The organism is Niallia circulans NBRC 13626 (assembly GCF_001591585.1).
Lineage (GTDB): Bacteria > Bacillota > Bacilli > Bacillales > Cytobacillaceae > Niallia > Niallia circulans.
In genome coordinates this window covers 21454-39648 of record NZ_BCVE01000031.1, presented here as the reverse complement: position 1 = coordinate 39648, position 18195 = coordinate 21454, and the positions used below count along the sequence as shown (strand labels likewise).

At 36.6% G+C, this 18195-nt stretch carries 22 protein-coding genes; 9 read left to right on the top strand and 13 right to left on the bottom strand.

What is annotated here, in order from left to right:
* Positions 1-182: IS3 family transposase (locus BCI01S_RS25015; protein ID WP_156485492.1), on the top strand; the 182-nt coding region annotated here is incomplete at its 5' end.
* 578 nt (positions 183-760) lie between these two features.
* On the opposite strand, the gene BCI01S_RS23045 is transcribed toward BCI01S_RS25015, so the two are convergent.
* The 5 genes from BCI01S_RS23045 to BCI01S_RS23025 are packed head-to-tail and all read right to left on the bottom strand — an operon-like array spanning position 761 to position 5260.
* A complete protein-coding gene (locus tag BCI01S_RS23045; RefSeq protein WP_047944270.1) occupies positions 761-1555 on the bottom strand; it encodes an energy-coupling factor transporter transmembrane component T family protein in 795 nt (264 codons plus the stop codon).
* A complete protein-coding gene (locus tag BCI01S_RS23040; RefSeq protein WP_061801204.1) occupies positions 1552-2409 on the bottom strand; it encodes an energy-coupling factor transporter ATPase in 858 nt (285 codons plus the stop codon). The genes BCI01S_RS23045 and BCI01S_RS23040 overlap by 4 nt, the downstream gene beginning before the upstream one ends.
* On the bottom strand, positions 2394-3197 hold the full coding sequence (locus BCI01S_RS23035; RefSeq protein ID WP_172885213.1) for an energy-coupling factor transporter ATPase: 804 nt from the start codon (positions 3195-3197) through the stop codon (positions 2394-2396). Before BCI01S_RS23035 ends, BCI01S_RS23040 begins: the two co-directional genes overlap by 16 nt.
* A 45-nt stretch (positions 3198-3242) precedes the next feature.
* Entirely contained in the window at positions 3243-4187 is a 945-nt protein-coding gene (menA, locus tag BCI01S_RS23030; RefSeq protein ID WP_061801202.1) for a 1,4-dihydroxy-2-naphthoate polyprenyltransferase, read from the bottom strand.
* Between the two features lie 23 nt (positions 4188-4210).
* A complete protein-coding gene (locus BCI01S_RS23025) occupies positions 4211-5260 on the bottom strand; it encodes an FAD:protein FMN transferase (protein WP_061801201.1) in 1050 nt (349 codons plus the stop codon).
* 411 nt (positions 5261-5671) lie between these two features.
* On the opposite strand from BCI01S_RS23025, the gene BCI01S_RS23020 reads away from it, so the two are divergent.
* The 3 genes from BCI01S_RS23020 (at position 5672) to BCI01S_RS23010 (ending at position 9399) form a co-directional block, all read left to right on the top strand.
* A complete protein-coding gene (locus tag BCI01S_RS23020; protein ID WP_047944274.1) occupies positions 5672-7543 on the top strand; it encodes an FAD-dependent oxidoreductase in 1872 nt (623 codons plus the stop codon).
* A gap of 320 nt (positions 7544-7863) precedes the next feature.
* Positions 7864-8403, top strand: coding sequence for a Gx transporter family protein (locus BCI01S_RS23015; RefSeq protein ID WP_047944275.1), 540 nt, complete (start codon positions 7864-7866; stop codon positions 8401-8403).
* A 15-nt stretch (positions 8404-8418) separates the two neighbouring features.
* The gene (locus BCI01S_RS23010; protein ID WP_061801200.1) at positions 8419-9399 is read left to right on the top strand and encodes a polyprenyl synthetase family protein; all 981 of its coding nucleotides are present in this window, start codon (positions 8419-8421) and stop codon (positions 9397-9399) included.
* A gap of 73 nt (positions 9400-9472) precedes the next feature.
* Here BCI01S_RS23010 and BCI01S_RS23005 read toward each other — a convergent pair whose 3' ends face one another.
* The 4 genes from BCI01S_RS23005 to BCI01S_RS22995 form a co-directional block, all read right to left on the bottom strand.
* Positions 9473-9706, bottom strand: a complete 234-nt coding sequence (locus tag BCI01S_RS23005) for a hypothetical protein (RefSeq protein WP_047944277.1) — start codon at positions 9704-9706, stop codon at positions 9473-9475.
* Positions 9703-9867 carry a YvrJ family protein gene (locus tag BCI01S_RS25500; protein WP_095257964.1) on the bottom strand — a complete coding sequence of 55 codons (165 nt, stop codon included), beginning with the start codon at positions 9865-9867 and terminating at the stop codon, positions 9703-9705. Before BCI01S_RS25500 ends, BCI01S_RS23005 begins: the two co-directional genes overlap by 4 nt.
* Positions 9858-10472, bottom strand: coding sequence for a sigma factor-like helix-turn-helix DNA-binding protein (locus BCI01S_RS23000; protein ID WP_061801199.1), 615 nt, complete (start codon positions 10470-10472; stop codon positions 9858-9860). The genes BCI01S_RS25500 and BCI01S_RS23000 overlap by 10 nt, the downstream gene beginning before the upstream one ends.
* Before the next feature lie 158 nt (positions 10473-10630).
* Positions 10631-11068 carry a hypothetical protein gene (locus BCI01S_RS22995; protein WP_061801198.1) on the bottom strand — a complete coding sequence of 146 codons (438 nt, stop codon included), beginning with the start codon at positions 11066-11068 and terminating at the stop codon, positions 10631-10633.
* 140 nt (positions 11069-11208) lie between these two features.
* Between BCI01S_RS22995 and BCI01S_RS22990 the strand changes: the two genes are divergently transcribed.
* From BCI01S_RS22990 to BCI01S_RS25495, 5 genes are all read left to right on the top strand, one after another.
* Positions 11209-12096: a dihydrodipicolinate synthase family protein gene (locus BCI01S_RS22990; RefSeq protein ID WP_061801197.1), complete on the top strand. Its 888-nt coding sequence runs from the start codon at positions 11209-11211 to the stop codon at positions 12094-12096.
* Positions 12096-12887: a molybdate ABC transporter substrate-binding protein gene (gene modA, locus BCI01S_RS22985; protein ID WP_061801196.1), complete on the top strand. Its 792-nt coding sequence runs from the start codon at positions 12096-12098 to the stop codon at positions 12885-12887. The genes BCI01S_RS22990 and modA overlap by 1 nt, the downstream gene beginning before the upstream one ends.
* Complete coding sequence (modB, locus tag BCI01S_RS22980) at positions 12868-13548, top strand: molybdate ABC transporter permease subunit (protein ID WP_061801195.1); 681 nt, start codon at positions 12868-12870, stop codon at positions 13546-13548. The genes modA and modB overlap by 20 nt, the downstream gene beginning before the upstream one ends.
* A 151-nt stretch (positions 13549-13699) precedes the next feature.
* Complete coding sequence (locus BCI01S_RS22975; protein ID WP_047944283.1) at positions 13700-14389, top strand: metal-dependent hydrolase; 690 nt, start codon at positions 13700-13702, stop codon at positions 14387-14389.
* Between the two features lie 160 nt (positions 14390-14549).
* Positions 14550-14909 (top strand): hypothetical protein, encoded by a 360-nt coding sequence (locus BCI01S_RS25495; protein WP_156485491.1) that lies wholly within the window; start codon positions 14550-14552, stop codon positions 14907-14909.
* Here the strand turns inward: BCI01S_RS25495 and trhO are convergent.
* The 4 genes from trhO to BCI01S_RS22955 all read right to left on the bottom strand — a co-directional run bounded on the left by trhO (position 14839) and on the right by BCI01S_RS22955 (position 18120).
* The gene (trhO, locus tag BCI01S_RS22970) at positions 14839-15807 is read right to left on the bottom strand and encodes an oxygen-dependent tRNA uridine(34) hydroxylase TrhO (RefSeq protein WP_047944692.1); all 969 of its coding nucleotides are present in this window, start codon (positions 15805-15807) and stop codon (positions 14839-14841) included. The genes BCI01S_RS25495 and trhO overlap by 71 nt on opposite strands.
* 326 nt (positions 15808-16133) lie before the next feature.
* On the bottom strand, positions 16134-16373 hold the full coding sequence (locus tag BCI01S_RS22965; protein WP_047944691.1) for a hypothetical protein: 240 nt from the start codon (positions 16371-16373) through the stop codon (positions 16134-16136).
* A gap of 31 nt (positions 16374-16404) precedes the next feature.
* Positions 16405-17733 carry a PTS sugar transporter subunit IIC gene (locus BCI01S_RS22960; protein ID WP_047944690.1) on the bottom strand — a complete coding sequence of 443 codons (1329 nt, stop codon included), beginning with the start codon at positions 17731-17733 and terminating at the stop codon, positions 16405-16407.
* 84 nt (positions 17734-17817) lie between these two features.
* A complete protein-coding gene (locus tag BCI01S_RS22955) occupies positions 17818-18120 on the bottom strand; it encodes a PTS sugar transporter subunit IIB (RefSeq protein WP_047944695.1) in 303 nt (100 codons plus the stop codon).
* Positions 18121-18195: the final 75 nt, after the last annotated feature.

The following is an 18195-nucleotide window of genomic DNA, read 5'->3' as shown; positions in this document are numbered from 1 at the left end:
ATGGTCCAATGGAGTCTTTTTGGGGGACACTGAAATGCGAAAAGTATTATTTACACAAATATAAGACCTTTGAGGAACTTTCTCTTGCGATAGATGACTATATCCAATTTTATAATAACAATAGATATCAAAAACGATTAAACGGCCTTAGCCCTATGGAATATAGAGTTAAAGCCGCTTAGATCTTTTTTATTATTTCCACTGTCTACTTGACAGGGGGCAGTTCAAAAAAAATATTCGTATAATTGTTTGGGTTTTTTATTTATTTTAAGAAAGAAAGTTTGTGGTAATCACTCGCAGCCTGAATACACTTCGCTTTTCATGGGGCTACGCCTGAGCTTCCTAGTCACTGCGTTATGAATAAGGAAAAAGTAGGTTCATATAAAAAGTTGGAACAAGTACGGATTATACATTAAAAAAGGGGGAAATTAACAAACAAGAGTTCTCTGGGGAAGGAAGTGGAGCAGAGGAAAAAAGTAACAGAATTCCCCACATGCTGTATTTAAAATATAAATTTATTGAAGCTCCTATAGGAATCTGGAAGTGCTAGTTTAACTATGTACAAAAGCGGTGAATTTGTATAAATTTTTCCAAACGCTTAGAACCACCTTTATATAGAGAGGCGGGCATGATATCCTTAGGAAGATGAGCAGCTATTGATAATGCTGGCTTCTTGGCTCATTGATAACGCCCGCAGAGGCTCCATGTAAAGTTATTACGGTCCGTGAATAAAATAATTTTTTATACATTAGGTGATTTATTATCCGCTTAATAAAACCGTAATCACTCCAATAAAACATACACTACATAAACACCATGTATCTTGTTTCTGCCAATATATTCTTCGAAATGCCGATCGTTTTATTCCCGAACGGTATCCTTTAACATCCATCATATTAGCCATGTCCTCAGCCCTATTCAACGAACTTACAAATAAAGGAAGGAAAATAGGGACCAATGTTTTCATCTGCTGAAATAATGAGCCTTGGCCAAACTCCGTCCCTCTTGCCTTTTGAGCATCCATCACTTTTTGTGTTTCATCTAATAAATTGGGAATGAATCGCAAAGAAATAGATAACATAATGCTAATATCATCTACAGGTACCTTAATAAAACGCAATGGAGATAGCAGTTTATTTATTCCATCTGTCAAATCGATTGGTTTTGTAGTTAATGTTAAGACAGTAGATAAAAATACAATAAGAACAAAACGACTAAAGATAAAGATTCCATTTATTAATCCATACTCTGAAATAGTAATTGGCCCCCATGCTATATATACATTACTGCCAGAAGTAAATAGTACCTGCAGTATTACGGTAAATAGAATGAGCCATATCATTGGTTTGACTCCTCGTACATAGGTGCGGAAAGGAACTTGTGATAAGTGCATAATGAAAAGGGTAATCATCCATAAAAATAAGTAGGCCATCCAATTATCTGCTATAAATAGCATAGCTATAAGTAAAAGGACAGAAATCATTTTTGCCCGAGCATCCAACTGATGGAGCCATGATTCTCCCGGAAAGTATCTTCCTAATATTAATTTATTCATACTAATCCCACCGAAACTAAAGCATCTGCTAATTCATCCAGCGTTAAGCAAACCCTTGGTAATTTTATTCCTGTTTCTTGTTCAATTTTCATTTGATAATACCGAGCCTGTGGCATTTCCAGCCCCCAACTTTCCAATAAAGCTGGATCTGAAAAGATCATTTTTGTTTTGTCCGATTTGATAATTTTTCCTTGATCCATTAAAATAACTTGGTCTGCGAATAAAGCCACATCCTCCATATCGTGTGTAACGAGAATAGTCGTTAAAGACGCTTGTTTATGCCAAGTAGCTAGAAGAGACATTATTTCCTTTTTCCCCTGCGGATCCAACCCGGCACCAGGTTCATCTAAAACAAGGACAGATGGCTCCATTGCTAATATTCCTGCAATCGCCACTCGCCTTTTTTGTCCTCCCGATAAAGAAAAGGGGGATTTTGATAAAACAGACTGCTCTAAGCCCACTAGCTCAATCACCTGTGCAGCTTTTTTTTTCGCTTCTTCTAACGATACGCCAAAGTTAAGCGGACCGAAGCAAATGTCCTTTTCCACTGTTTCCGCAAATAATTGGGACTCTGGAAATTGGAACACCATTCCCACTTGCTTTCGGATTTTACGAATATTCTCTTTTTGGATAGGTGATTCTATCATTGTCTCTCCTATACGAATGCTTCCTTTTGTTGGAAGAAGCAAGCCGTTCAATATCTTTAATAGACTTGATTTTCCTGCACCAGTCCTACCGATAAGCGCTGTAAAAGTACCTGATTCAATAGTAAGATTTAAGGAGTTTAATATATTGGGTTTACGGATTGGCCCAATTTGATAATTGGCGGATACATCTTTTAATTCGATTCGCATATCCATCGCACCATTTCTTCTTCTGTCATATATTTATCTGGAACCTTACTCCCTCTATTTTTCAAAGATTCTCTGAGTTTCTCTGCAAATGGTTTTTCTAAAGTAGAATCTGTATAAAACAACTGAGAGGGACTTTCAATTTTTGTTATTCTCCCTTGTTCCATGACCATTACTCTATCAGCCTGTGCAGCTTCTTCCATGTCATGCGTAATGGATAGGATTGTCATTCCCTTATTTGTTAATTTGCGTATAATTGCTATTAATTCCTTGCGACTTCTTGGATCTAACATAACAAAGGCCTCATCCAATATAAGTACCTTGGGCTCTAATGCCAGCATTCCTGCAATTGCGACCCTTTGTTTTTGTCCACCTGATAATTGAGAAGGATCCACCATGCGAAAACCGAGCATATCTACATCTGTTAGTGCTTGATCCACTCTTTCATGCATTTCTTCATAAGACATATTTATATTTTCCAGCCCGAAAGCCACATCATCTTCTACAGTTGTTCCAATGAATTGATTTTCTGGATTTTGAAAAACAATACCAATCCCCTGAGCACCTTGCCATTTCTTTTGAATAACTCCATTTATCTTAATTTTCCCTTCATCGGGTTGAAGCAAGCCGACGAGTAAATGTGCTAAGGTGGATTTTCCACTTCCATTATGACCAATTAGCGCTGTCCATTCTCCCTCTCTTAATAGAAAGGAGACATTTTCCACATGACTCTTATCATGCTTTTTATCATACCGAAAGCTTAATTCCTCCACTTCCAAAACGGTGCGCAAAATCAATACCCCCTCCATAGAAAAGCTTAAAATGCTAGCAATTATTTATTTAACTATAATAAAAGACATAGCTAAAGATAATACTAGACATCCATTCACAATAATTAAATTTTTCACTGCTAAACTAAATGTTTTAGATTTAACTTGGATTTGGTTAAAAATCCGAATATGCTTATAAACTGGTAAAATAGCAATTAAGCTAATTAACGCAATAACTGGTAGTAAGTGAAAAAACACAGAGATTAATATAGCCATAAAGGATCCCGCATAAAGGCCATTATACAGCCATAAGGAGTATTTCTTTCCTAAATAAAATGGTAAAGTGAAACGATGATTTTTTATATCGTCTTCTACATCACAAATATTGTTTGCCAGCATAAGATTCGCGATCGTAAACATACAAGGTAAAGATACAATGATAATTTCTATTATTTTTATTATGTTTACTTGCAGCAAAATCATGTCTTGTTCCCATACTAAGGACGCAATCCCATAATCAAACGCATTGACATAGACCGTAAGAAAAACGATCCCAAATCCCATTGTTACACCGGAAAAAACTTCTCCTAAAGGCATTCTTGATAAGGGAATTGGTCCAAAGGTATAGAGGATGCCAATGCAAAAGCAGATAAATCCAATCAAAAGCACCAATAATCCTGTTTCAGCAGTAAGCCAAATACCTAGCCCCGTTGCTGTAAAAAAAAGGGTGAATATGGTTGCGATAACGGTGCTTTCCTTTATCCCCTCTTGTCCTATTACGTTTTTTTCCTTCCTATATTCATCACTATTTGCCTTTCGATAATCCATATAATTATTAATCGCCGTTGTTGTTAAATCAAAGATTAACATAGAGGCAAAGAATATTAGTGTATTTTTCCAATGAAGTGCCTCATAACGATATAATACAAATAATATGCCAATAAAAAATGGAAAGATACTAGCTATTTTTGTTTGTATTTCAACTAACTTTAAAAATGAACGAATCGACATTCCAAATGACCTCCCTCTTCTTTTTATTCATTTGCTAATTTAAATTTCTCATTTGTTAAAGTAAATTTACCTTTTAGACCTGAAGTTAAATAAACCTCTTTATCCTTGGTTACAAAGATGGCCTCTATTCCCTCCATTTTTTCTACCGCCTTTAACCCTTCTTCTATCCCTTTTATAAATATGGTTGTTGAATATCCGTCTCCATCAAATGATTTATCAGAAACAATCGTAATACCCGCAACTTCATTATTGACAGAATAGCCATTTTTAGGGCTGAGAATATGATGGTATTTTACTCCATCCACCTCTAAATACCGCTCATATATCCCAGAAGTAACGATCGAAGTATTCGTTTCCTCCATTTTCCCCACCATTTCACCTCTATCGGAAAATGGATCTTGAACTCCTACTTCCCACGGCTTTCCAGTAGGATTTGTTCCTTTTACATAAATGTTTCCTCCTAAATCAACAATCGCAGATTCTACCTTATTATCATTTAATACTTTTATAACTTCGTCTGTAATAAACCCTTTGGCAATTCCCCCTAAATCCAGCATCATTCCTTGTTCCGGCAAAAATACCGTTTGCTTGTCTTCATTTAATTCTATCTTTGTATAGTTGATCAATGGTAGAACGGCATTAATTTCTGATTGTGTTGGCTTTTTCTCGTCCGGGAATCCAATATGCCATAAATTAGTTAATGGTCCAATCGTTATATCAAAGTCCCCTCCTGAGTACCCACTATATTCTTTACCAGCTTTCACTAAACGGTAAATATCTTCTGGGACCTGAACTGGATTCCGACCAGCATTTTCATTTATTTCATCAACAATCGACCCATCTTCATTTACTGTGATTTGGCTTGCCAATAACTCTATTCGATCAAATACTTTATCCAGTACAGCTTCCTTGTCTTTATCATAGATTTTAATCGTGACAACTGTCCCCATTAAAAATTCCGTTCTTTTATACGGATTACTATTTACCATTGCGTTCGATTCCTTTTGTTTTCCACATCCAATTAATAAAAGGAGGGCAAGAAAAAGAATCGCAGCGAATTTGAATTTATTCATTAAAATCATCCCTTCTATGAATATCACATTTCGATTGTTTTATCTTGTCTCTAAATATAAACAAGTCTTTAAATTATTGGTCATGTGAATTTATTCACATTTATAACACCGTCATTTTATCATTGCTTTCTGCCACTGTCTATCGACTTTTTGGTGGACAAAACCCTATAAAATAGCTGATTTACGGAATAATCATTGTCTTAATAGTGTTTATCAGCATCTCTTTAAAATATGGAGAATTTATGACAAAAATCCACTATTTACAAATGTTTCGAAAATGTGAACAATCAAAATTTTAAATTGTAGACATTCTATGAAGTCCATAGACAGATAAAAACCACATTGTTATATTAAAATTGTTCAAAACTTCACAAATATACAATTAACAATTAAGGGAGTGAATAGGAAGAAATGGACAAGAAAAATATTGTCATAATCGGAGCAGGCTATGCGGGAGTTCATGCCGCAAAAAAGCTTGCTAAAAAGTATAAAAAAGATGATTCGGTTTCCATTACACTTATAGATAGACATTCCTATCATACAATGATGACTGAATTACATGAGGTTGCTGCGCATAGAGTAGAACCAGATGCTATTCAATTTGATTTACGTCGTTTATTTAATCGTACAAAGGTTAAATTGGTTACAGACAACGTGAAACATGTTGATTATCAAAGTAAATTAGTTACAACTGAAAACGGCCAATTCTCCTTCGATTATCTCATCCTAGGGATGGGCGGCGAACCAAATGACTTTGGTACACCCGGAGTACAAGAAAATGGCTTTACCCTTTGGTCTTGGGAAGATGCTGTTAAATTAAGAGAACATATTGAAAAGATTGTTCGTAAAGCTGCTCGTGTTCATGATGAAGCTACAAGAAAGGCAATGCTTACCTTTACTGTATGTGGTTCAGGCTTCACAGGAATCGAAATGGTTGGAGAACTGATTGAATGGAAAGAAAGATTAGCCAAAGACAATAAGCTAGATGCAGAGGATATTACTTTATATGTGGTAGAAGCTGCTCCTACTATATTAAATATGCTAGAACGCAGAGATGCCGATAAAGCAGAAAGCTATATGGTAAAAAAAGGAGTAAAAATCTTAAAAAGCTCTCCAATCGTCGAAGTAAAAGAAGACGCTATCGTATTAAAATCAGGCGAAGAGCTTCCAACTTACACTCTTATATGGACAGCTGGGGTCCGCGCAAATTCAGATACAAAAGATTACGGCATGTCAGCTGGAAGAGCAGGCCGCTTAAAAGTAAATGCTCATATGGAATCTGAAGACTATAAAGATGTCTATGTAGTCGGCGACTTAGCCTATTTTGAAGAAGAGCCTGGAAAACCAACTCCACAAATTGTGGAAGCGGCCGAACAGACTGCTATGACTGCAGCAAAGAATATTATTGCAGAAATCAGCGGCGGTGAAAAAGAAAAATATGAAGGTAAATACCATGGGGTTATGGTTTCTATCGGAGCAAGATACGGTGTTGCAAATTTAAGCGGCATGCATTTAAGCGGCTGGTTTGCAAATTTCATGAAGCATATGGTTAATCTATATTATTTCTTTGGTATTAGAAGCGGCTATTATATGTACCAATATGTGATGCATGAATTTTTCCACACAAAAGATAAACGTAATATTTTCCGTGATTTCTTAACCCGCTATGGCAATGTTCTTTGGAGCTTACCTTTACGTGTATTTGTCGCAGGTTTCTGGATTGTAGAAGCATGTGCGAAGCTTTGGGGAGAATCCACATGGAAAGATTCTATTTCCAGCTGGTCAAAGGTTCCAAACTTATTTAATGGTCTTGGAGACGATTCATGGTTAACTGCAACAAGTGTCAAAATGCCTTTTGAATGGCTGCAAACTGCTACAAGTGGTGCAAGTGAAGCTGCTGCTTCTACTGACTTTGCAACCCCCATATTAAATAAAATGCCATTCTGGTTTGAGTGGATTATGAAAATTATGCTTCCAACTCCGGAAGTTGCACTATTTATGCAAAAAATGATGATTTTCATTGAGTTAGCAATCGGATTAGCCATTCTTGCTGGTTTATTCACATGGTTAGCAAATGCTGCAAGTGCTGCATTCCTAGTAATGTTTACACTTACTGCAATGCTTGGCTGGGATAAAGTTTGGGCCTTGCCAGCTTCTATTGCTTTAATGAATGGGTCTGGTCGTACATTTGGATTAGATTATTGGGTTGTTCCTTTCCTTCAAAGAAAATTGGGCGACTGGTGGTATGGTAAAGAACGAGCAATCTATAAAGACTATAAATAATAAAAAATTTGCTAGAAACATAGGGAATTAAAGTTCCCATGTTTCTAGCACCCTTTGAATCAGTAAAGGAGAAAAAAGAAGCTAGTGGTTTTATATTCTTTGATCTTTTCTTAACCCTTAAGCTTTTAAGACAGTAGATTGTCTTCCACTTTAGGATGCTTGCATCAACCTGTTTAACAATAAGATTAGTTATAGAATAAAGAATCTATCATACCGTATTCTTTTTTGCCCTGTACTGATTAATAGGAGTCAGTATTTATTTAACCTACAATCAACTTATTTATAGTAATAATTATATCGCAAGAATGGAAGTTGAGAAGATGACAAAAAATCAACGCCTTGTATATATAGCACTGCTTGCTTCTCAAGCGGTAATTATAAGCTTATTAGAACGGGCTATCCCATTTCCCTTTGCATTTGCTCCCGGAGCAAAGCTTGGATTAGCAAATATTATTACCTGCTTAGCCTTATATACACTTCCTACTAAAGATGCCTTTCAAGTGGTCGCAATCCGGCTCTGTCTAGCCACCTTATTAGGAGGAACACTTTCTACTTTTATGTATAGTGCCAGCGGAGCCCTCTTAAGCTTTATCGGCATGTGGGGTGTAAAGCAGCTTGGAACAAAACGAATTAGCTTAATTGGCGTTAGTACAACTGGAGCCATTCTTCATAATATTGGTCAATTAGCAGTTGCAAGTTTTGTTGCACAAACCTGGACAGTATTCTTATATTTACCTATTCTATCTTTTATCGGTATCCTATCAGGAATAGCAATAGGAATACTAGCCAACTATTTAATCACACATGTAGAAAAACTACAGTATTATAGAGATTTATCGGAAATAAACGAATCTAGATAGGAAAGAGGTTAAACTATGCGTGTACATCAAATGTGGGATACGTATCCAGAATTAAAAAATGACTTGTCAAAAGTACTTCAATTAATTGAAAGCAATATTCGTGTTCGTGACAAAGTAGTTGAAAAAACGATTAAGGATTTAATTTATTCCGGTGGCAAGCTACTCAGACCTGCCTATTCCCTCCTTTGTTCACAAATAGGTCCGTCTAAAGATAAAAATCGTGCAATAGCAGTGGCAGCAGCGTTGGAAACCTTGCATATGGCGACGCTGATTCATGACGATGTTATTGATGAATCGCCAACACGACATAACATTCCAACCATTCATACTCATAATGGAAATAAGTTTGCCATCTATGCGGGTGATTATTTATTCTGTGTTTGTTTTACCATTTTATCTAAGTACGCAACATCTCTTTCCCATTTAGAATTTAATGCCCGCAGCATGGAAAAAATCTTAAGCGGAGAATTAGATCAATTAAACGCTCGATACCAATCTACTGTTACGGTGAAAAAATATTTAGCAAGAGTCTCTGGAAAAACAGCCCAGCTTTTTGCCGTAAGCTGCTATTCTGGTGCGGTTGAAAGTGAAGCAAGCAGACCACTCGCCATGAATGCTTGGAATATGGGGCATTATATTGGCATGGCTTTTCAAATAATGGACGATATTCTCGATTATAAAGGAGATTCCCAAACATTAGGAAAGCCTGTGATGGCAGATATTAAACAAGGTCACTATAATTTACCACTTATCTATGCAATCCAAGCAAATCCGCATGAGCTGATTCCTATATTAGATAAAAAAGAATCCTTGACTGACGAAGATATGACGCAGCTTTCTAAACTTATTGCTAAATATAAAGGAGTCGAAAAAGCAGAGCTCCTTGCTAAAAAATATACAGAGAAAGCAATTAAACAACTAAGTAAATTACCTGATGGGGATTACAAAAACCATCTTTTTGAAATTACGCTTAGCTTACTAAATAGGAATGTGTAATGAGTATGGTAAAAATCCGATCCAACTCTGCATGCTGCTTGTCACTAGTTGGACTCGGACTTTTTAATAGCTGTCATTCTCTATTAAGCTGATCTTTAAATTCCCAAAAGCCCGGAATACTGTCTAGGTCATATTGATAGGTAGATTGTATAAGCATTAACTTCAGCTCTTGTGAAAGATCTGCCATATCATTTGGACTTGTTCTTTTTGTTAATTTATTTACCTTTGGTTCGAACAACTTTATTAGCTCATGGAGCATTTCCGGATCTGCCTTTGCCCTTTTTACCATCGTATACATATCGGTCATTTGTCCTTTTCCTTTCGCTCGTCTTCCTGGGTTTCCTTCCATTCCTTCAGTAGTTGATCCATTTTTTTATCTAATCTTAGGAGAACAAATAAAGATAAGGTTAGTGGAAAACCAAAATTGCTAATCATTGTCATCCATTGCGTCATATCTACTAATTCCATCTGCCTTCCTCCTTGTTATTGATAATTGAAAGAATACGTTTTAAAGCCGTTTTTCTTGTTTTTGAAACATATTGTTGAGACGTTCGAATTCTCCGGGCAATTTCTGTATCCGTAAATTTATAAAGATAGGCATAGGTAAGGATTTTTCGTTGGGAAGGAGTCAAGCTCAGAACGGCTGAATAGATTGTTTTATTTGAAATATATTCCTCCATCTCAGACCATCGTGCCTCCTTCTCGACTATTGCTTCTATTTCAGCCTCTTTATCATTTAGATTAATATCCTTTTCTCCTCCCTCTTCCTTCTCGGTCAGTATTAACGGAAATCGTTTTTGATACATGGATATGTTTTTATTAAAATTTATGGTACTGTACTCCATCGAAGAAGTGATATACGAAGTAAACCGAATGGTAAAGAAATGCTTTTTAAAAGATTCATCCACCTTTTCTTTATTTTCCTTTGTCGGACATTCTAGCGCTTTTTTTAACAGATGAACATTGACCTTTTTCTGCAAAAAACTCTTTACAATTGGATTGCTTAATAATGATTTATTTTCCTCTAAAAATGCGGTAAAAGCTTCTGATTGAGAAGAACGGCATTCTTTCATCCTTTCGACCTCCCAAAAGGAACATATGTTCTGTTTTTGTTGTAAAAAAAGGGACTAATCTTCATTAGCCTCTTTTGCCTATATGTTATCTTTACCTCCTTCTATATATATAAAGAAAGATTTCATGTAAAAATAACAACCACTTGTCCCATTTTCATTTAATCGATTACAAATAACTTTACATCAAAGATAACATTGTCTGGATTTTCTTCCAATACGACAATAGTCCAGTTTTTAGCTAATATCTTTGTAAATTGCTGAAAGGATTCCTTCGGCAATGTAATAGTTCCAATTGATTCACCGCGGTCCTCATAGTCTCTTCCCTCTACTAATTGATATTTCAATAGTATAAGCCTTTTTAACGTTCCCTTAGTCAAAAAGGTTATTTCATAATCATCTTGCATAATCGCTTTGACTCTAGCTTTATTGTCTTTATAATAGGAGAAAAGCGTCTGCCAATCTGGCAAGCCATTTCCACAGTTCTGAAAGAACGCAAAATCTTCTGTTTCGAGAGCTTTGCTAACCGCCTCTTCCTTAAATCCCTTTGCTTTCACTTGCTCCAGCATAATTGCATAATTAAGTGCCACTCTCATCATAAAACTTCTACTCCCTTCTCCACTTCATATTGATTTCATCCCAAGAAAAAGATAAATTGATAGAAAGACTTCATTAGACAGCTTTCTGTACCATTATCTGAATAGTTTAAGTATAATCTATTTTGAAAGGAGTTAGGAAAATGATTACACAAAATCCATTTGTTTCATATAGTGTTGCAATGGTAACCCCCTTTGACCAAAGGGAAAAGCTTTCGCAAACCGGCATCTATTCATTAATAGATTACTATAAACAGAATCATGTCCCAGCACTGCTTATTAGTGGATCAACAGGGGAACAGCATTCCATGACAATCGAAGAAAGACAGATTCTCTATCGGGAGGTAAAGTCCGCAGGGAAAGATGATTTCCTTCTCATTGGTGGAGTTGCTGCTGTAAGAACGACAGAGGCGATTCGACTAGCAGAAGCTGCTCAAAAAGAAGGGTTAGATGGAATAATGCTAGGGTTTCCTCCTTATTTACGAATAAGTCAGAAAGAAGCTGTAGCATATGTCGAACAAGTTTGCACAGTTACCGATTTACCCATCTTGCTTTACAATAATCCATCCCGTACTGGATTTAACCTGGAATTAAATACTCTCTATCGTATAGTAGAGAAACGTCCCCAAATAAAAGGGTTAAAGGAAGCTGGAAATCCCGACAATGCTCTTATCCTTCAAAAAGAGCTTGGTTCATCCTTCTCTGTCTTAACCGGTACAGATTTATACCTTTTAGACCATTTGCGTAACGGATATAATGGAATTACTAGTATAATAGGAAATATTTTTCCCCAAGAAATACAACAAATTGTTCAATTGATAAAATCACAAAAATGGGAATTGGCGGAAAAACAGTTCTCCAAATTGCTGCCAACGATACATACTATTCTAGAAATAGGTGCACTGCGGGCTATTAAATATCTATTATCTGAAAGCAACATAGAAGCAGGTATTTGTAGAGAGCCATTATCCACTTTGAATAAACAAGAACAGAAAACCCTAATGGAGGTTTGGCAAAAAGGAGAGGCATGATGAAAAAACAATTCCAACCTATTATACTCTTAATTACGATATTGATTTTAGCTTCTTGCAGCAATAAGCAAGGGCAATCAGCAGCATCTAAACAAGAACCTATTTCCTTAACCATCTCTGCTGCTGCCAGTATGCAAGATGCATTAGAGTCAATCAAAGAGAAATTCGAAAAGGAGCATCCAGATATTACCCTAACTTTTAATTTTGGTTCATCTGGAGCATTGCAGCAGCAAATTTCCCAGGGAGCTCCCGTCGATTTATTTCTCTCTGCAGCAGAGGATAAGATGGCGCTTTTAATAAAGGATGGCTTCATTAGGGATTCCGATCATATGAACTTAGTTAAGAATAATTTAGTATTAATCACCAATAAACAGGCTGACACTACTATCGATAACTTTGCAGATTTAGAAACATTGGATACAGAAAAAATCGCTATCGGTATACCCGAATCCGTTCCAGCAGGAAATTATGCAAAAGAAACACTGCAATCCCTGCATATATGGGAAAAGATCCAAGAAAATATCGTTCCTGCAAAGGATGTGCGCCAAGTTCTTTCTTATGTAGAAACAAATAATGTAGCAGCAGGCATTGTTTATGGAACCGATGCAAAGACTTCTGATACTGTTCAGGTAGCAGCAATTGCGGATGAAGCGAGTCATTCTCCCATTGTTTATCCTCTAGGTATCATCAAAGACAGTAAGCATTATCAGGCAGCCAAACTATTTTATGACTATTTGCAGACACCCATTAGCCTAGAGGTTTTTAAAGAAAATGGATTTATTGTTAACTAAAGAGGATTGGAGTAACTTTTGGTCTCCCATTTCTCTTTCCTTGCAAGTGTCACTCATTGCCACTGTCTGCGTCATTGTTTCGGGAATAATTCTAGCCGCTTTATTAGCGAGACGAAAATTTAAAGGCAAGGTATTGCTGGAAACCTGTTTGTTACTGCCAATCGTTCTTCCCCCAACAGTTACTGGCTTTTTATTGCTCGTTGTCTTTGGGCGCAATAGTATCATTGGAAAAGGAATCGAATGGCTTTTTCATCAACCAATTATTTTTACATGGTGGGCTGCAGTAATTGCTGCGTTTATGGTGTCTTTTCCTTTAATGTATCAATCGGCAAAGGCTGGGTTTATCCAGATTGACCGCTCGATTGAAGAGGCGGCACGTGTTGATGGGGCAAACGAGTGGAAAGTTTTAACATCTATTTCTATTCCACTAGCCTCCCACTCGCTTATGTCTGGAAGCATCCTTAGCTTTGCCAGAGGTTTAGGAGAATTTGGTGCAACTTTAATGTTTGCCGGTAATATCCCAGGGAAAACACAGACACTGCCTACTGCTATTTATGTCGCCATTGAAACTGGCAATATGAAAATGGCTTGGATTTGGGTAATAACCATCACCATTATTTCTTTTATTATGCTAGCTTTATGTCAGCCGAAACAACAATAGCCTTTCTTGTCTCTGCGTATTTCCTTACAAGTTAGTGTCAATACTGATTTGAGAAATAGACAAGCATATCATTTGGTATTTTTCCTTTCTCTGCTTTAATCTAAAATGGACAATAATCCACCTATGTGGAATTTTAAGGAGATGATTTTGCATGAAAATTACTTATCATGGTCAATCCACTATTGAAATTAGTACAGAAGGAAAGTCTTTAATTATTGACCCGTTTATTAGTGGCAACCCTTCTGCTGTTACAAAAGTGGAAGAAGTGAAAGTGGATGCTGTTTTACTGACACATGCACATATGGATCATATTCTCGATGCGGCACCAATCGCCAAAGCAAATAATGCTCCAGTTGTTGCTAACCCTGAATTAGCTGCTTATATGTCTTGGCAAGGTGTAGAAACAATTGGTATGAATATCGGCGGAACAGTCGATTTAGGCTTTGCTAAAGCAAAAATGACGCATGCATTCCACAGTTCCGGGATTATTGATGAAGAAAATAAAAATATCTTATATGGCGGAATGCCAGGTGGATATATTATTGAAGCAGAAGGGAAAACCATCCATCATGCCGGAGACACTGGACTTTTCAGTGATATGAAGATGATTGGAGACCGACACCATTTAGACGTTGTCTTTCTACCCATTGGAGACCATTTTACAATGGGACCCGAGGATGCGCTGCAAGCAGCCGAATGGTATCAAGCAAAATTAATTATTCCCATCCACTACAATACATTCCCTGTAATTGAGCAAGACGCTAAGGCGTTTGTAAATAAGCTTGAGGAACTTGGTTTGAAAGGGAAAGTATTAGAACTAGGGGAAACATTCGAATTGTAAGAAAAGCATTGGGCTAGAGTACACATCAAACTAGTAGTTTTGAAACGTTGCAGACAAACTTGGTTTGTCTGCAATGAATATGAAGTGGGGAAATGAGGTTGATATCGCATAAATACGTGGGATATTAGCCTCTTTTTCGTTTTTTATTTGCAGAAAGCTATTGCCTTTTCAATCAAGTTTTGCTTTTATCAGCCAAATTGGAGTAGATATCAGCCAAACTTTGATTTTTTCAGCCAAACTGGTGCACTTATCAGCCAAACTTTGGTTTTTTCAGCCAAATTGGAGCACTTATCAGCCAAACTTTGGTTTTTTCAGCCAAAGTGATGCATCTATCAGCCAAACTTTGGTTTTTTCAGCCAAAGTGATGCATCTATCAGCCAAAACCACATTTTATCAGCCAAACCTCTCTCAAACTAAAAAAGGCCGCCCGCAACGGACAGCCTTTCCTATTACATTACTTTGCTTTCTTCTTCCCATTGAGCAATTTCTTTTACTCTTGCTTCCACTTGCTCTTGTGTGAGTCCATGTTGTTTTACATAGAAGTTTCTTGGATGTGTGCGGCACTCATGGCTGCAGCTTCTCATATACTTCTCTTCATTTTCTTCACTGCAAAGCATTTTGCGGTTACACTCTGGGTTTGCACAGTTTACATATCTTTCACATGGCTCCCCAGTAAAGAAGTCACGTCCTACAATCACATGTTCTTTTTGATTGACTGGCACACTGATTCTTTGGTCGAATACGTAGCATTGACCATCCCAAAGCTCGCCTTGTACTTCTGGGTCTTTTCCGTAAGTCACAATTCCCCCATCTAATTGGCTTACATCTTCAAAACCCTCTTTCATTAGCCAGCCAGAGAATTTCTCACATCTTACTCCACCCGTACAGTAAGTAAGAATCTTTTTACCTTCTAGTATATCTTTATTTTCTTTTATCCATTGTGGCAGTTCTCTAAATGTTTCAATTTCTGGCTTAATCGCACCTCGGAAATGACCAAGATCATATTCATAATCATTACGAGCATCGATCACAATTGTATCAGGATCTTGCATTTTCTCATAAAATTCTGCTGGCTTTAAGTGCTTACCAGTTAATTTAAGTGGATCTACATCGTCCTCTAAGCTTAAGTTAACTAATTCTTTTTTATGACGAACATGCATTTTCTTAAAAGCATGTCCATCTGCTTCATCAATTTTGAAAATAGTATCGCTGAAACGCGGATCCTGTCTCATTGCTTCGATATACTTGTCTGTTTGCTCTACCGTACCAGAAACTGTTCCATTAATCCCCTCGTGGGAAATTAGAATTCGACCTAATAATCCTAGTTCTTTACAAAAAGCTAAATGCTCTTTGGTTAATTCCTCCGGATTTTCAATCGGTACATATTTATAATAAAGTAATACTCGATATTCACTCATTGTTCAACACCCTATTCCTTCTAAAAATTATCTATTAATAACTATACACCAATTGTGTCAATAGTAAAAATCCATTGCTTATTTGTAAAATCGCAAACAAACAGAAAGAGACTTCACTCATCGAAATCTCCCCCTGCTTAAAAATAAAGTTAAAATAATTATAAGGTAATACGAGCTAAAAAGAAAGATGCAGATTTTACCTAGTATTAAAATTCCATTCTTTAGTAGCCTTTACATACTATCATAAAAAATACTATTAACTAACTCGAAATTATAGCAAGGGATACTCCTTAAAGAAGTACCCCTTGTTTGACATTTTCTATTGATTATCCTTCTGTTATGGTCGTATGAAAGTGGAGCGCACAACCATATTTAGACTGCTGAAATATTTTCTCTACATGGCGTATGGCAAGCTCCGCTGATAAAGATGTAACAACTACTAGCTCCGCTTTAATCTTGTTAATAACCTTTATGCTAGTTGTGATGTAATCATCCTGGTAATTTTCAAAAACATCTCGGACATAATTTATTTGTCCACAGAAAAATTGAATAGTATATTGATTCATTTTTCTATCACTTTAAGCAGAAGCAGCCGAATCACTTTTTCTCCCCTCCATAACTTACGGCGTTTGCTTTATTTGCTGCCATAACGAATGGTATATACACCAGTGTAGAAACAGCCAAGCAAACAAAACCAAGCAATAGCGCAATATAATTTCCACCTGTTCCAAGGAAAGCAATCAGCGGTCCTGGTGTAGTCCATGGAACGGAATACGCAATTGGTGGAATCAATCCTGATACAATCGCAACATATCCAATAATAATATTTATGGCTGGAACAAGAATAAATGGCACAATTAAAATTGGATTTAATACAACTGGCAAACCAAAAATAATTGGCTCATTTATATTAAATATCCCTGGTGCAAGTGAAAGTTTTCCAATATCCCTGTAATCCTGCCTTTTTGCCACAATAAAGATAGCAATAAGCAATCCCAGCGTCATTCCGGAACCACCATAGTTTGCAAAAGCATCATTAATTGCCCAAGTTACGGGATATGGTGCTCCCCAAGCTGTACCGTGCTCTGCGACGAAGTTAAGGTTTTCTAAGCCCGCTTCTGCAAACATAGCTTCCCGTATAGCAGCAATGGTATTCGGACCATGGATTCCAAAAACCCATAATAGGTTGGAAACTATCGCTAAGATAACTAAGGAAACAATATTGGTGCCTAAACTCTTCAATGGAGTTTGAATCACTGCGTAAATAAATCCATGTAAGCCTTCTGGATAAACTGCATTTATTAAAGCGTTTGCAATAGCGAACACCACAGTAATAATTATAATAGGAAATAATACTTTAAAAGAACGAGAAACAGCCGGAGGTACAGAATCAGGCATGTTTATTTGTAATTTTTTGGATCTAGATAATCTGCTGAAAAGCTCACCAACTAGTAATCCCACAATTAAAGCAACAAATAGTCCCTGTGCTCCTACCCATTGAGTTGTTAAAAAGTTGGTTCCTTCTACATTGGTATATGGTGGATAAATAATAAAAAATACAGAAAGACCTGTCAGCCCACTTAATAATTCATCGGCTTTGAGTGAAATTGCCATATTTCTGGCAACGAGAAAGACGATGAACATAGATAATATATTAACAGAGCCATTTAATACAGGAGAAAAAACCGCTTGTAAATCAGCTAAATTTGGAAATAATTTATGCAAGAATAGGATTTTGGCAATGAATCCGTCTGGTGCTAAGACAGCAAAATTTAGTAATACAATTAATGAACCTGCAAGCGTAATAGGAAAAGATAGAATAAATGCATCGCGGATAGCAACGATATGCCTTTGTGAATTTAATTTTGCTGCAACTGGCACTAACGTTTTCTCCGCAAACTTTTCAAAGGCCGCCATAAAACCCATTATAATTCCCCCTAAATAAATATGTTATTTTTACATTGGAAAACTATTTTTGCAGGCTTCTTTAGGTGCAAGTTGCTGATTGATTTATGCCATTAATTCTAATGCTCTTTCTAATACTGCTTTGCCATTCATCATTCCATATGCTCTCATATCAATTACTTCTACCGGAACTCTCCCCGCAATAATCTCCTCCACCTGTGGTTTTTGGTAACGCACCTGAGGACCTAATAAAACGACATCCACTTCATGTGCGACTTTTTGACATTCTGATACTGGCAATGCAAAGATTTCGAGCTCTATTCCTTTTTCTTTTGCTGCATCTTTCATTTTATTTACTAATAAACTAGTAGACATTCCCGCTGCACAAACTAAAAGTAATTTCTTCATTTTCTTCCCTCCAATAATTGATTTTTGTATAATATTCTCATTCGAATGGTCCTTTTTCATCATATGCTCCCCTTA

Excerpts from the sequence above, each read along its gene's own strand:
- BCI01S_RS23010 (WP_061801200.1), top strand. The coding sequence starts at position 8,419 with ATGCGTGTACATCAAATGTGGGATACGTATCCAGAATTAAAAAATGAC.
- modB (WP_061801195.1), top strand. The coding sequence starts at position 12,868 with ATGGATTTATTGTTAACTAAAGAGGATTGGAGTAACTTTTGGTCTCCC.
- BCI01S_RS23020 (WP_047944274.1), top strand. The coding sequence starts at position 5,672 with ATGGACAAGAAAAATATTGTCATAATCGGAGCAGGCTATGCGGGAGTT.
- BCI01S_RS23040 (WP_061801204.1), bottom strand. The coding sequence starts at position 2,409 with ATGCGAATCGAATTAAAAGATGTATCCGCCAATTATCAAATTGGGCCA.
- BCI01S_RS22955 (WP_047944695.1), bottom strand. The coding sequence starts at position 18,120 with ATGAAGAAATTACTTTTAGTTTGTGCAGCGGGAATGTCTACTAGTTTA.
- modA (WP_061801196.1), top strand. The coding sequence starts at position 12,096 with ATGAAAAAACAATTCCAACCTATTATACTCTTAATTACGATATTGATT.
- BCI01S_RS23045 (WP_047944270.1), bottom strand. The coding sequence starts at position 1,555 with ATGAATAAATTAATATTAGGAAGATACTTTCCGGGAGAATCATGGCTC.
- BCI01S_RS25500 (WP_095257964.1), bottom strand. The coding sequence starts at position 9,867 with ATGGAATTAGTAGATATGACGCAATGGATGACAATGATTAGCAATTTT.
- BCI01S_RS22965 (WP_047944691.1), bottom strand. The coding sequence starts at position 16,373 with ATGAATCAATATACTATTCAATTTTTCTGTGGACAAATAAATTATGTC.
- menA (WP_061801202.1), bottom strand. The coding sequence starts at position 4,187 with ATGTCGATTCGTTCATTTTTAAAGTTAGTTGAAATACAAACAAAAATA.
- BCI01S_RS22995 (WP_061801198.1), bottom strand. The coding sequence starts at position 11,068 with ATGATGAGAGTGGCACTTAATTATGCAATTATGCTGGAGCAAGTGAAA.
- BCI01S_RS23000 (WP_061801199.1), bottom strand. The coding sequence starts at position 10,472 with ATGAAAGAATGCCGTTCTTCTCAATCAGAAGCTTTTACCGCATTTTTA.
- trhO (WP_047944692.1), bottom strand. The coding sequence starts at position 15,807 with ATGAGTGAATATCGAGTATTACTTTATTATAAATATGTACCGATTGAA.
- BCI01S_RS23005 (WP_047944277.1), bottom strand. The coding sequence starts at position 9,706 with ATGACCGATATGTATACGATGGTAAAAAGGGCAAAGGCAGATCCGGAA.
- BCI01S_RS23025 (WP_061801201.1), bottom strand. The coding sequence starts at position 5,260 with ATGAATAAATTCAAATTCGCTGCGATTCTTTTTCTTGCCCTCCTTTTA.
- BCI01S_RS22960 (WP_047944690.1), bottom strand. The coding sequence starts at position 17,733 with ATGGGTTTTATGGCGGCCTTTGAAAAGTTTGCGGAGAAAACGTTAGTG.
- BCI01S_RS23015 (WP_047944275.1), top strand. The coding sequence starts at position 7,864 with ATGACAAAAAATCAACGCCTTGTATATATAGCACTGCTTGCTTCTCAA.
- BCI01S_RS22975 (WP_047944283.1), top strand. The coding sequence starts at position 13,700 with ATGAAAATTACTTATCATGGTCAATCCACTATTGAAATTAGTACAGAA.
- BCI01S_RS22990 (WP_061801197.1), top strand. The coding sequence starts at position 11,209 with ATGATTACACAAAATCCATTTGTTTCATATAGTGTTGCAATGGTAACC.